Source organism: Psychrobacter sp. KFRI-CH2-11 (assembly GCF_038239325.1).
Lineage (GTDB): Bacteria > Pseudomonadota > Gammaproteobacteria > Pseudomonadales > Moraxellaceae > Psychrobacter > Psychrobacter celer.
Window position 1 is genome coordinate 1911358 of the sequence record NZ_CP151283.1, and the last position, 14549, is coordinate 1925906.

The 14549-nt window shown below is 46.8% G+C and carries 7 protein-coding genes and 1 CRISPR repeat array (1 of these 8 running past the window's edge); all 7 genes read right to left on the reverse strand.

The genetic code is table 11. The annotated features are described in order from the left end of the window. A CRISPR array of direct repeats spans positions 1-7675; the repeat unit is 29 nt; unit sequence CGGTTAATCCCCGTGCTTACGGGGAACAG; it begins 1269 nt to the left of the window's first position. Positions 7676-7799: 124 nt separating this feature from the next. Further along, the gene (gene cas2e, locus AADH33_RS07880) at positions 7800-8099 is read right to left on the reverse strand and encodes a type I-E CRISPR-associated endoribonuclease Cas2e (RefSeq protein WP_075101221.1); all 300 of its coding nucleotides are present in this window, start codon (positions 8097-8099) and stop codon (positions 7800-7802) included. A gap of 19 nt (positions 8100-8118) precedes the next feature. Beyond that, a complete protein-coding gene (gene cas1e, locus AADH33_RS07885; RefSeq protein WP_075101220.1) occupies positions 8119-9036 on the reverse strand; it encodes a type I-E CRISPR-associated endonuclease Cas1e in 918 nt (305 codons plus the stop codon). A gap of 56 nt (positions 9037-9092) precedes the next feature. Further along, entirely contained in the window at positions 9093-9896 is an 804-nt protein-coding gene (gene cas6e / locus AADH33_RS07890; RefSeq protein WP_348548524.1) for a type I-E CRISPR-associated protein Cas6/Cse3/CasE, read from the reverse strand. Next, complete coding sequence (cas5e, locus tag AADH33_RS07895) at positions 9893-10843, reverse strand: type I-E CRISPR-associated protein Cas5/CasD (protein ID WP_348548525.1); 951 nt, start codon at positions 10841-10843, stop codon at positions 9893-9895. The genes cas6e and cas5e overlap by 4 nt, the downstream gene beginning before the upstream one ends. 81 nt (positions 10844-10924) lie before the next feature. Then, positions 10925-11989 (reverse strand): type I-E CRISPR-associated protein Cas7/Cse4/CasC, encoded by a 1065-nt coding sequence (gene cas7e / locus AADH33_RS07900; protein WP_348548526.1) that lies wholly within the window; start codon positions 11987-11989, stop codon positions 10925-10927. Positions 11990-12061: 72 nt separating this feature from the next. Next, the gene (casB, locus tag AADH33_RS07905) at positions 12062-12805 is read right to left on the reverse strand and encodes a type I-E CRISPR-associated protein Cse2/CasB (RefSeq protein WP_348548527.1); all 744 of its coding nucleotides are present in this window, start codon (positions 12803-12805) and stop codon (positions 12062-12064) included. Beyond that, positions 12805-14412: a type I-E CRISPR-associated protein Cse1/CasA gene (gene casA / locus AADH33_RS07910; protein ID WP_348548528.1), complete on the reverse strand. Its 1608-nt coding sequence runs from the start codon at positions 14410-14412 to the stop codon at positions 12805-12807. Before casA ends, casB begins: the two co-directional genes overlap by 1 nt. Positions 14413-14549: the final 137 nt, after the last annotated feature.

Consider the following 14549-nt stretch of genomic DNA (forward strand, 5'->3'; position numbering starts at 1 on the left):
TCGGGCATCAATCGGTTAATCCCCGTGCTTACGGGGAACAGAAAAACAAGCAAAAATAATGACAGCACGTTCACTGGTTAATCCCCGTGCTTACGGGGAACAGTATTTTAGGCGGTTGTACACACTAAAACAAGGCGGTTAATCCCCGTGCTTACGGGGAACAGGTTGCTAATTCATCATCTGTGACTTCATCAACCGGTTAATCCCCGTGCTTACGGGGAACAGGTTGATAGGCTATCGGCTGCTAGGTGCAAACTCGGTTAATCCCCGTGCTTACGGGGAACAGTCCATAGCCAGTATATCGACCTCTACGCTGTCCGGTTAATCCCCGTGCTTACGGGGAACAGATAGAATATAATGCTTAGGTGCTTGCCTACGCCGGTTAATCCCCGTGCTTACGGGGAACAGTTCTACCCAAAGGGAGAAACTACTAAGCGTGCCGGTTAATCCCCGTGCTTACGGGGAACAGACAAAAGGACTTGTGCTAATAGATTGTTGGCACGGTTAATCCCCGTGCTTACGGGGAACAGGCGCACCATGTATAAGTATTTGAACAATACTGCGGTTAATCCCCGTGCTTACGGGGAACAGATTAGTGTTTACATTTTGTTGATTAGCAACCGCGGTTAATCCCCGTGCTTACGGGGAACAGATTTAGCGGATCAAGGCTACGATGATATTATTCGGTTAATCCCCGTGCTTACGGGGAACAGTCATTAAAAATCTTGATTTCTTAGATGGGATGCGGTTAATCCCCGTGCTTACGGGGAACAGGCGGTACACGTTCATGGTGTTATAAAGTGGGGCGGTTAATCCCCGTGCTTACGGGGAACAGATTTGCAACGCTAAAGAACGGAATGCCCACGTCGGTTAATCCCCGTGCTTACGGGGAACAGGTTTTCAACGTCAATTCCAAAACCAAAAATGTCGGTTAATCCCCGTGCTTACGGGGAACAGTTAATCAAATCAATAGATAAATCTAATTGAGGCGGTTAATCCCCGTGCTTACGGGGAACAGATTAACCAAGCTCAGGGTGACATCAACAGAGCCGGTTAATCCCCGTGCTTACGGGGAACAGCTGTGTTGGACGTATTACTGCTACAGAAGTAACGGTTAATCCCCGTGCTTACGGGGAACAGATTATCTATCGCGTGATCAATATCACAAATTGCGGTTAATCCCCGTGCTTACGGGGAACAGACCAGCTTCCAAATCGTTATCTAATTCGCCAGCGGTTAATCCCCGTGCTTACGGGGAACAGGTACGCCTGTTTATGAAAACCTACCATCATCTACGGTTAATCCCCGTGCTTACGGGGAACAGACTACTCATTCGCTTTGCTATCATAGCCATACCGGTTAATCCCCGTGCTTACGGGGAACAGGCTTTGCATCATCATAGGTGGAGCTACAGAGCCGGTTAATCCCCGTGCTTACGGGGAACAGACATTGCTGGACTAAAAGAGTTTTTAAATGAACGGTTAATCCCCGTGCTTACGGGGAACAGTAAAGGGCGTCACACGGCGCACAAAAACGCGGCGGTTAATCCCCGTGCTTACGGGGAACAGTTAGGTAAATCAAATTCTCCGAGCAATTGCACCGGTTAATCCCCGTGCTTACGGGGAACAGGCGAAGGGGATTGTGCTAATAGCGAATTAGGACGGTTAATCCCCGTGCTTACGGGGAACAGGCGAAGGGGATTGTGCTAATAGCGAATTAGGACGGTTAATCCCCGTGCTTACGGGGAACAGTACTTCAACACCTCTGAAAAGCCCTATTGAGCCGGTTAATCCCCGTGCTTACGGGGAACAGATATGCTTTTTGCAAGTTTTAAGCCCTGATAGCGGTTAATCCCCGTGCTTACGGGGAACAGAGCAGGTAGTTACCCCACCCTCATTTTTAAAACGGTTAATCCCCGTGCTTACGGGGAACAGTGACAGTTAATGATTTACGTAATGCCTTAACGCGGTTAATCCCCGTGCTTACGGGGAACAGATCGTCAGCGCTAATTAAAGCAGCATCAGATGCGGTTAATCCCCGTGCTTACGGGGAACAGCAGTAACAGATAAACCACCCGATACAGTTTCACGGTTAATCCCCGTGCTTACGGGGAACAGAAGTAATTAGCTATGTAATCATCTTCTACAAACGGTTAATCCCCGTGCTTACGGGGAACAGACTGAAAAACAGTTCCAACAAGCTGCCATTGTCGGTTAATCCCCGTGCTTACGGGGAACAGTGCCCCATGCGCTGCCAGTGCGCCATACCCTGCGGTTAATCCCCGTGCTTACGGGGAACAGATCAGGGGTTTTTTATTGCCTATAGTTAGGCTCGGTTAATCCCCGTGCTTACGGGGAACAGTGTCAGATGATAGTCTTGGTAATACTCGATAACGGTTAATCCCCGTGCTTACGGGGAACAGACAAGCCGTCCAAAACGGGATTTATGCCACTGCGGTTAATCCCCGTGCTTACGGGGAACAGATCATTGCGGTTATCTACTTGTTATGGAAAGCCGGTTAATCCCCGTGCTTACGGGGAACAGCGATTGAAACGAGAAATGACGGTCACTAGGGGCGGTTAATCCCCGTGCTTACGGGGAACAGGCTAGTTGGGGCGGTGCGCCTCTGCGGTCAATCGGTTAATCCCCGTGCTTACGGGGAACAGCACGGCTATTTCTCGTTTTAAGCGAAAAGATGCGGTTAATCCCCGTGCTTACGGGGAACAGTTCAGCATCTTTACCACGTCCTACAGTGTCCACGGTTAATCCCCGTGCTTACGGGGAACAGTGTTTGGAGCATTAGCAAAATTATTCCAATATCGGTTAATCCCCGTGCTTACGGGGAACAGATCAGTTAAACGCAAAAAGCTACGTCTAGTAGCGGTTAATCCCCGTGCTTACGGGGAACAGTGATTACATGTGGTAAATTTATTTCATTGTTACGGTTAATCCCCGTGCTTACGGGGAACAGTATCTAACATGAGCCAGACCTCACATCAGTGGCGGTTAATCCCCGTGCTTACGGGGAACAGAGTTGAAAATAACGATGGGTTTAAAAGTATAACGGTTAATCCCCGTGCTTACGGGGAACAGAAAGTAATCATCAGACAGTATGGTCATTTCCTGCGGTTAATCCCCGTGCTTACGGGGAACAGTTACGGATGTCAGATTCACATGCTCAGCCAGACGGTTAATCCCCGTGCTTACGGGGAACAGATCAACCTTTGCCTTGATAGGAAAATCCAAATCGGTTAATCCCCGTGCTTACGGGGAACAGTGCGTTATTTGACCAGCAATTAAGCCCATGCGCCGGTTAATCCCCGTGCTTACGGGGAACAGTGAGGAGCTATGGGCAATACTCACCCTAAGAGCGGTTAATCCCCGTGCTTACGGGGAACAGTGAGGAGCTATGGGCAATACTCACCCTAAGAGCGGTTAATCCCCGTGCTTACGGGGAACAGGCTTAAAACCCAATATAACGCACCGAGAACCGCGGTTAATCCCCGTGCTTACGGGGAACAGTCCATATCGAGGCATCATGATGTAGGATTTCTCGGTTAATCCCCGTGCTTACGGGGAACAGTGAAATGTTTATAGGTGATTTTATCAGTCGTGCGGTTAATCCCCGTGCTTACGGGGAACAGGTCGAAAATATGACGGACAAAATATATATAGCCGGTTAATCCCCGTGCTTACGGGGAACAGATTTGAGTTAATCGAAATAGCTCGTTCAAAGTCGGTTAATCCCCGTGCTTACGGGGAACAGTCTGCTGTCTGTGGATTAGTAAAAACATAAACCGGTTAATCCCCGTGCTTACGGGGAACAGAGAGCCGATACCGACACCGATATAAAATAATGCGGTTAATCCCCGTGCTTACGGGGAACAGGTGCGGGAGTTATCGCCAATTCATCAAATATGCGGTTAATCCCCGTGCTTACGGGGAACAGTTAAACTATGATCCAGTCACTATCTAGCTATTCGGTTAATCCCCGTGCTTACGGGGAACAGTTCTCGCTTTTCGTTATACTTAACCTCAATGCCGGTTAATCCCCGTGCTTACGGGGAACAGCTGTAATGGGCTTGTTCTCGCTTTTCGTTATACGGTTAATCCCCGTGCTTACGGGGAACAGCTATAATTAGGCTCTTAGCTGTGGTTTTGAGCCGGTTAATCCCCGTGCTTACGGGGAACAGGATTGTGTAGCATATAATAAATATGGTGAGGTCGGTTAATCCCCGTGCTTACGGGGAACAGGCAACACGATAAAGTCGTGTAAGTCGTGATTGCGGTTAATCCCCGTGCTTACGGGGAACAGCAATATGACATTGCAAATCGTAGGCGCTAAGCCGGTTAATCCCCGTGCTTACGGGGAACAGTAATATGCGATTGACTGATGATATTGTTAAGTCGGTTAATCCCCGTGCTTACGGGGAACAGGAGACAGTCACACGCCTAAAATTAGCATATTGCCGGTTAATCCCCGTGCTTACGGGGAACAGCAATGCTGCTGAATTCAGCCTTGATATGGCTACGGTTAATCCCCGTGCTTACGGGGAACAGACTTGAGATTATCCAAAAAACGGCTGGCATTACCGGTTAATCCCCGTGCTTACGGGGAACAGATCTAAAAGGTGAATATTTAGACGTTCATGTACGGTTAATCCCCGTGCTTACGGGGAACAGTTTTGGTCATGCTTTACGCCGTCATCAACTGACGGTTAATCCCCGTGCTTACGGGGAACAGACCATGAACCCAATGACGCTATTTATATACACCGGTTAATCCCCGTGCTTACGGGGAACAGGGCTATATCACTCGTTTGTAATGGCTCAGGCGCGGTTAATCCCCGTGCTTACGGGGAACAGGCAATCCATTGCGAAAAATGGTGTTAATCAAACGGTTAATCCCCGTGCTTACGGGGAACAGACCCCCTAAGATGCCACCGATGATAGACGCACCGGTTAATCCCCGTGCTTACGGGGAACAGTTTTGCAGGAGGGGAACGAGCGCACCAGCATACGGTTAATCCCCGTGCTTACGGGGAACAGCCTTGCGTTAACGCCTCTGGTACGTCACGGAACGGTTAATCCCCGTGCTTACGGGGAACAGCTTAATACCAAATCAGGTTTGCTATAAATTGGCGGTTAATCCCCGTGCTTACGGGGAACAGTATCTGCTGCACGATGCCTGATAGGTCTGCCGCGGTTAATCCCCGTGCTTACGGGGAACAGGTCCGAATTGGTCGCCCATTTCATCGAGATACCGGTTAATCCCCGTGCTTACGGGGAACAGACTGTTTGCAGCGAGTGGTTAAACTTTCAGAACGGTTAATCCCCGTGCTTACGGGGAACAGGCGCATACTCTACTTGGTCGTCCATGCCCGTGTGGTTAATCCCCGTGCTTACGGGGAACAGACTGTTTTTGCGCTATATCGGCGGCGTATCTACGGTTAATCCCCGTGCTTACGGGGAACAGTAGTCGCTGAGAAGAAAGCGTATGAGGCAGAGCGGTTAATCCCCGTGCTTACGGGGAACAGGTCGAATACCTTTCAGGCATGGTGATGTGGGTGCGGTTAATCCCCGTGCTTACGGGGAACAGTCTGCAAGCCCTATCTATTAATTTAGATGGGGCGGTTAATCCCCGTGCTTACGGGGAACAGGTCTTTGCTGATAACCACGGGAAACGGCAGCTCGGTTAATCCCCGTGCTTACGGGGAACAGTAGTAAACATCGGTTAAAAAATCACCGCCATTCGGTTAATCCCCGTGCTTACGGGGAACAGGCCTAGGCTTGCATCATGTATGTTTGTCGTACCGGTTAATCCCCGTGCTTACGGGGAACAGCAATGGGTAGGACACAACCACTGCCCTGACCGCGGTTAATCCCCGTGCTTACGGGGAACAGACAACATGCGTAAATGGAGAGTAAGAAAATGGCGGTTAATCCCCGTGCTTACGGGGAACAGGCTCTTTTTTGGTAAGACAATCGCAAGATAATTCGGTTAATCCCCGTGCTTACGGGGAACAGCCGTCACCATACGACCAATCCCAAAATAGCGGCGGTTAATCCCCGTGCTTACGGGGAACAGCGAAATCTGACCGTGCCATCTTTGTTTTTGCGCGGTTAATCCCCGTGCTTACGGGGAACAGCACACACGATACCCGAGACCATTACCCGATACCGGTTAATCCCCGTGCTTACGGGGAACAGCGACGCGCAAAACGCCCAGAACGTCAACGCGCCGGTTAATCCCCGTGCTTACGGGGAACAGCAATGCTCAAGCAAAACCAAAAATTATTAATACTGGTTAATCCCCGTGCTTACGGGGAACAGGGATCGCCATTTTTATCGCTGGTGGTGGTCATCGGTTAATCCCCGTGCTTACGGGGAACAGCAGGACTGGTAAAAACATACTCACCGTTATGACGGTTAATCCCCGTGCTTACGGGGAACAGTTGAGCAAACACGACAAGACCAGATGCCTTGGCGGTTAATCCCCGTGCTTACGGGGAACAGATCGTCATTAAAGCGAGCATTGACCCTGTGGTCGGTTAATCCCCGTGCTTACGGGGAACAGTCATATAGGCCAAAGTAGAGACTACGAAGACCCGGTTAATCCCCGTGCTTACGGGGAACAGCTAATCAGCCCTACAACCTCAAGTATTGACGCCGGTTAATCCCCGTGCTTACGGGGAACAGCTGCTATCTGTGCTGTGGTCGCTGTAATGCTACGGTTAATCCCCGTGCTTACGGGGAACAGCTTGGTATTTCTCTTGTTTGGGTAGTGCTAGACGGTTAATCCCCGTGCTTACGGGGAACAGACTACTAGATTGGATTTAGCCATTACTACCACCGGTTAATCCCCGTGCTTACGGGGAACAGTGCACCTGATACCATGATTGACAATCCGTCACCGGTTAATCCCCGTGCTTACGGGGAACAGTCAAAGGCACAACAAACATACATGACGCAAGTCGGTTAATCCCCGTGCTTACGGGGAACAGTACGTGACCGCCCCATATCTCGCCGCGCTCGCCGGTTAATCCCCGTGCTTACGGGGAACAGTCTCAATACGGTCAACGGCAGACTCAAGTAAACGGTTAATCCCCGTGCTTACGGGGAACAGTCTTACTAGGCAGTTATACGAGATACTGCCGCCGGTTAATCCCCGTGCTTACGGGGAACAGACCGCCGATAGTGTTAAAAAAGTAAATCCATTCGGTTAATCCCCGTGCTTACGGGGAACAGATAAATCGAGATTATCATATTTTGCATTAATGCGGTTAATCCCCGTGCTTACGGGGAACAGGAACAGACACCAATGCGCCACCACGCTTTTCACGGTTAATCCCCGTGCTTACGGGGAACAGGCTTGTAACCTCACTAGCGATGATATGGCCAACGGTTAATCCCCGTGCTTACGGGGAACAGCGATATGGGCATGCCCATTTAAGGGGTTTTGGCGGTTAATCCCCGTGCTTACGGGGAACAGGACATTTTGTTGCAGATGTCTTTTGTCAAGATGGGTTAATCCCCGTGCTTACGGGGAACAGGGTCGTTGGAAGGTGTTTTTGGTGAGTAGCAGCGGTTAATCCCCGTGCTTACGGGGAACAGTTCACCTTGTTTTGTACTAATAATTTTTTTACCGGTTAATCCCCGTGCTTACGGGGAACAGACTTGTTGTAAGTCTATGAAATTATTATTATTTTTCTATTGTTGTTATTCTACCAAGTTTTTTAGTTGTTAAATAGCATACCCCGTCCATCTTCTGGATGGTTAAGTTATTGAAATTTAAAGCATTAATTTTCATCAGTCTCCAAAGGATAAAATTGTACCAAACGCATGCCTTCATGGTCTATTGGTATTCGCCTATTTTTACCATAAGTGACAAAATCAAAACCCGATTCTGTATTGGTTGCCCATGACATCACTACATTGCCCTCTTCAGCCAATGCTAAAACTTGCTCCCATATCATCTCTCGAACTCTACGTGAGACATCACCGACGTACACCCCTGCTCTTATTTCTAATAGCCAAACTGCCAAGCGCCCTCTTAGTCTTGGAGGTATCGTTTCAGTCACCACAACCAGCATACTCATAACCTATCTCCTTATCAAGCTATTGACTACGATGACCTTCGTTACCGATAGAATCAGGCTCTGGAATGGCGGGCGGCTGAGCATCTGCATAAGGTTTTGGTGGTTCAATCTCTCCTGCGGATAATACCTCTTCAATCATAGGAATAAGGTTCTTTAACAATCTGCTTTGTCTAAATATCTCACGACAAGCGATTCTAACTTCCTTATCCGGATTGGGCGGTGCTTTCTTAGCAATCTCAAAAGCGACAGGAACTACGGTCTCGAACTTTACTAAATCTGCGATATCATAGACGAAACTTTTTGGTTTCCCTGTATGCAAAAAACCGATAGCTGGCGCATAGCCAGCTGCTAAAATTGCTGCTTCGGTAACACCATAAAGACAAGCTGTTGCGGCGCTAATACAGCGATTGAGATCATCTGATACATCCCAATCGCTAGGATCATAAGAGCGGCCTTTCCATATCATGCCGTGCTCTGATGCCAGACGCTGATAGATTTTTTTGACACGCCCGCCTTCGATGCCGCGTAGCTGATTGACACTGCGCCGACTGGGTGCTGTTTCATTAAAACGGATCTCAAACATTTTTTTGACGACTTTTAATCTGAGCTGTTCATCTAACGCCAGCTTAGCTTGATAAAGCAGCTTATCAGATCGCGCTCCGCCCGGTTGACCTACTGAGTAGAGACGAACCCCTGCTTCACCTACCCAAATAAGCAGTGTACCTGTCTTAGCGGCTAGTGCAATAGCCGCGTGACTGACTCGTGTCCCTGGCTCAAGCATCAGGCAAGTGATGGAGCCAACTGGAATATGCATGCGAATGCCGTTTTTATCGATAACCACGAATGCGCCATCTTTGACATCTATTTGACCGCGCTCTACAAACACCATAGAGTTACGCTCTTTAATGGGAATAGGCTTTAGGGGAATAAATGCCATAAGTCAGCTCAACTGATAAGGGTAGTATTGATGATAATTTATAAGATAAATAGCCGTTAGCTGTTGTTTTGTCGTAGCGGACGTACAAGCATAAGACCACAACCAAAAGCCTTTTGCTTTCCAAAGCCTTTTATCATTTGATTATAAAATAAGTCCACATCTTGAATCTCAAGCGCGCCTGCGTAGTCGAGACTTGAGAACTGAATTAACTTGTTTTTGGCTTTAATTGGCTTATTATTCATACTGTCTTTAGCTTGCTCTTGCTGCTCTAAGTCTTGTTTGCTACGGCGCAGTCGGTGTTGCGTATAAGCAGATAACTCAAGATTTGGGTGAATGATCACGCCCCACGCTTGCAGACGCTCCGGACTGGTAATCCAATCTACGCCAGCATCGAACATCGCTTGATCAATACTATAAGCATCATCAAAACCTTGAGACATCATCGATTTTTTGGCAAGCATTAACACATCATGCCGAGATGATTTGCCTTGGGCATTCTTTAGACTACTTACAGGGTTAGCTCGTAGCTCAAATGTCAAACGTTGACCAACAAAAAAACTGGGGTTAAAAGCTTTGGCTTGCACAGTAAAAAAAGGATGATCTAACTTAGGTTTGAGCGTGGAGAGTACATAATAGAAAGTCTGACCACCCTGCTCATATTCTCTATATAAAAAAGGTCTATCACTCCCTGCTGGTAGATCGAACAATTGCCATAGCGCTTGGTGCACTCGATAAGGATTGTCGACTTTGGGCGCATCGTTGCTTGCTAATGAGCGCGGCTCAGGGTTTATTTGCTCCTTTACGAATAGATGCTTGGCATTTAGACTTGGCTTAAGCGTCACTTTGCTCAGATAATTCATAGCACCGCTTCCTTATCTGGCGTATTTAAAATGATCTCTTTTGCCTCTTTATTATCGATAGGTTCATAGGCTGTCCACTGATGCCCGATACGCTGCGTAAATTGCCACTGCTTTCGATCTGTGGGATCATCCCAATGGTTATGGGTAAATATATTAACCGGCGACGCACCTGCAAACATTGACTCAATCTCGCCCTCCCAGTGATAAGTCACTTGGCGCAGACGAGTATTTTGCTTATTTATAGCCTTATAATCTATGATAGTCGGTAAATACCTGTCACTAACCATCGTATCTATCAGCTCATTGATTTGCCAGTGAGCCACCCTATTAGACTTATCGTTTAACTTATTATCTTCTCTTACAGACTCATTTTGTGATGGCTCTGCTAAAAGCTCGTCGATACTCACATCTAATGCCGCTTTTAAATGATTGGCAGTAATAATCTGCGGCGATAATGGCAGCGATAAAGGGCAAGACTTACGCCCAAGATAAAGCGTGAATTTTGGATGTTTTAAGGCATATTGTAGCTGCTGCAAATCAACGTTGTGCTCAACCTTACTACCCTGCGCATCTGGCTTTAACCAAATAGCCACGACCCATAATCCGTCTTCGCGGTAGTCTCGTGAAGATAAGATAGTCTCAACCTGAGCGCTTTGTAGCTCTTGCTTGCGCGTAAAGAAATTGACGCCCTTAGCAGTGGTAGGCGTTTGGATCGTATGATAGTCACGCAGTATGGTGCCCTCGCTATAAGTTTTAGACGCAATGCCGATGCTACTTGCCAAGTCTCTTAGCTTTTGCGCCTCGCTACGCTTGATACCCAAAGCAGCACCAAGTAAACCGAGCACCGCACTACGAGTCGGATAATTAACTGTAGGCCTATCCTCCCCTACTGCCAGTGTCCCCCACGAAGATATCGGTGCATATAAGCGCATGACTAAATAATCCATAGTATCTTTCCATTACCTATTATTGCATTGATGATTTTAAGAATTCCCGCTTCTATTTTTTGTATACTTATTAGCAAACAATCATGATTGCGGGTAATTGGCTTTGCCATCATCACTTACAAACTGCTTTAATTCAGACAAGCTACCCAAGCCGTTTTCTACATCCATGACATAACGGCTATCGGCGCAATCACCATAGACACTATCGAACTTTTGCTGATGATTTTGTAAACTGTCGATAGCATCGCTTAATACATTGTCCGTATTGATAGGACGAAGATAAGACACCGATAGTGAGCGCGGCTGCATGCTGCCTTTTTCTGCCATAACATAGCTAGCAAAAGCGCGCGAGCCAAAGCTGTTTTGTTTTCCAGATGGGGCAACAGTAGTCATAGACTCTACAAGAGCGGATAGCGCTTTTTGGGTAAGCTCAGTATCGCCATTGAGATTATCTAGCAGTAGGTCTTTATTGATACAAACGTACTGATAAAAAACCGCCGCTGCAAAATTAGTCTCACCAATATGAGCAGCTCCTGCATCTTCACTATGGTCATTTAAATCATCAACAGCAGTAAAATAATCGTCCTCTACCGCCACTTGCTGTACACTAATCGCGTGCGCCACTTGACACGCGGCTTCAACATTAAAAGCAGGCTTTTTGGCAAGCATACGCCCAAACAAGGCAATGTCTGCTGCCATATTGTCATGCTTTAATAGTGATAGCTCTTCTTCAGTAGGTTCATTCCCTGTCTCGATAATTCGCTTAACCAAATCATCGACCGCTTGCTGCTCTGCTGGGCTGATATGTACCAACTGCTCAATCTCAGGCGGACGTTTGCTACTGACTTTACCAAATTGTTCAGCAATCGCTTTAGCCGCGTTCTCTACCGTCTTCTCTTTTACTCCGCCCTCTAGCAGCTTTTCTTTAACTTGCGTACCAATTCGTTTGGTGCGCGTGCCAATATGACCTGCCAGCGCTTCTTCAAACACGTCGGACACGCGCCAATGACGCTTTAAGCTTTGCGAGCTGATACGTAGGCGCTCGGCATTACCCATACGAGCCGTCTTTGGGCGTCCCATATCATCGCGATTGAGATTTGATGGCGGATAGCTGGTCAGTACGTGTAATTGAATAAATTGGGTCATGGGATAATCCTCATAATTAAGGGTAATAACAGGTAGTGAATATTAAGTTTTTATATAAGTTTAGTGTTTGATCTAGTCGCTATACATCTGATAATAAGTCAGCGACCACTGCACAGTAAGCTTATCTTTGGGCGTGCGGTAATTGCTGCCCTGATAATCAGCAAACCAGTGCAATATGTCATTGGCGAGCCAAACCACGTTGATAGCCTGTCCTTGCTGCTGAAGCTGGGCGACCATACGCGCCAGCAAACTGACAAAATTATCAGGATCACGGGCAGAGATAAGCTTTTCAAAACGCAGCGGTGTGATAAGCGGTCTATCACCATCGTCTTGGCGCTGACCTGCTACGCATGCCAACGTATTATTCAATTGCCGTTTACTTTTACCTGAGCTAGCGACTAGGTAGCGATCGTCTACCGTTCGCACCTGAGACAGCACCCAAGCCACCGCCAACCACGCTGCAAAAGTGTTATCAGAAATTTGATGATTATAGGCCCTGTGGTTGGCAATGCTTTTTATCAGTGTAGGCTCTACTTGCTGCCATAGCGCAATAAAAGCCGGCTGCATCGCGACATCATCCATATGCTGACAACGTTTGAGTTTGGCGGCATCGGACGCAGAGATAGTCGTACGAAAAAATTGCAGATAGGCGCTATTCTCCTCACCGTCTTCCCCTTGAAGCTGCTGCGCTTTATTTTTAATTTCTAACAAGCGTTGATGCCAAGCCATCACAATGGGAGTACAGTTACCCAAATATCGAGTGGCCTGCTTTGTAGGCGGATTGGTAGAGGCTACTTTTTCTATAGTGTCAGTCATTAGCTATTTTCCTTAGTTGACTTATAGCGATTTCTAAACGCTGCTAGCGGCTTATTACCGTATAAGAATGCGCGCAGATTGTTAAGCTGCTCCATATGCCTTTGCTTAATAACCGCACTCGATAGTACTTGCTCTTCATAAAGCTTTTCTGTCAGCTTACTTATTTTACTCAGCCACTCGCGCGCTGCCGTTGGCGTAAGCCTGCCGCCATTATTTACAGCATCCTCTACCGCTCTAAAAAACAGCGGCTCACTACGCTGCCAAAACATAGTATCAATCATGCTCATATCGCCTTTGCTGTCTTTGGCTTGGCGCTCACTCATCCAGCTGTATTTGATACTATTGCGCAGCTGCTTGATAATACTGTCACTCAACTCATGTAGCTCAAGCACTGTCTCTAAAAGCTGTGTTTGCTGGTTGGATGGTATGTGATAAATAGGCAGCTCTTTGCTATAAAACCCATTGGCTTTATTCTTGTTAATGATAGTATATGAAAATGCCCATAATCTATTAGCTGATAGTCTTCCAGAGCTTTCTTCATGTATTCTGTTGGTATGGTCTATTACCATTGCTCGAATAAAACCAGTTTTTTCCTGTTTAGCTGTAAAGGTAAGTAAGTGCCAAAGCATATAGGTAATACCAGAGGTTTGTCCTTTAATAGAAATAGGAACACCATCTGCTTTCTTTGAATCTACTATATATGGTGTAAAAGGATGTGGTGACCAATCTCCTTCATAATTATTTCCATAGTTTTTAGTTTTAAATTGACGAACAACTTTCTGACAATGTTTACCAGTCACATCATCGATTAGAGCGCTAGCTGATTGCTCATCACTTGGCGTGTCTATAATCAGTCGAATACGCCTTGGCATTGCCCAATAGATATGTAGCGGATGCACCTCGTCCCTATATATTGGCTCGCCAGTCTTGTCACTGACTCTAGTCTCAGCCAGCCAAGGAAACACGCTGCCATCACTAAAATCCGGATCAGGGTAACTCCATTCTTCTCTATTAATGACATTCCACCATAGCTTATTCCATAGCGTGCTATCGGTATCATCGGGGCGTATTAATGTAGTCATGGGCCCACTACCGCGTAAACTAACTCTAAACCCAGGCCCCCCTTGTGTTGCATTAATTTGAAAAGTAAATAAAGCAAGTGATGCCATTGATAGAGATAGCTTATTGATAGTATCTCTTTTTATGAAAAAATCCTTATTTTGATCTAAAGCATTCTGTCCGGGTGCATTAATGAATAAGTTATCGACTAATCTAACAGATTCGATTGATTCTAACGTATCCAAATCCTGCATAAAACGTGCGTCATCACCATCTACATGAAAGGCATGAATGACGTCATCAAAGGCAAGTTGCAAATCAGATTCGCTCGGCGGGTTGTCATAGTAGTCCATCCATTCATCTACATCTGCTGGTGCAAAGGTGGTTTGCAATAATCCTATGAGTAGCTGATAAGCGGCACCCTGAAAGTCTAAACGCGGTAAATCCAACTCCATAACATTGGGGTCAGCCAGCTGGGCAGGTTTAATCGTCGCCCTGCTCCCATCTTGATTTAAAACAGGTATCCAGCTATCAGTAATCAGATTCATATCATCCCTTTTTTACCGTGTTATTGTCATCATGGTCACTATTGTCACTGTACTTATGGCTTTACGCTACTAATAAGTAGCATAAAGTCTAAGTTTGCTCTAGTCAACAAAATTTGGCTATATTGCGACATCTAGTG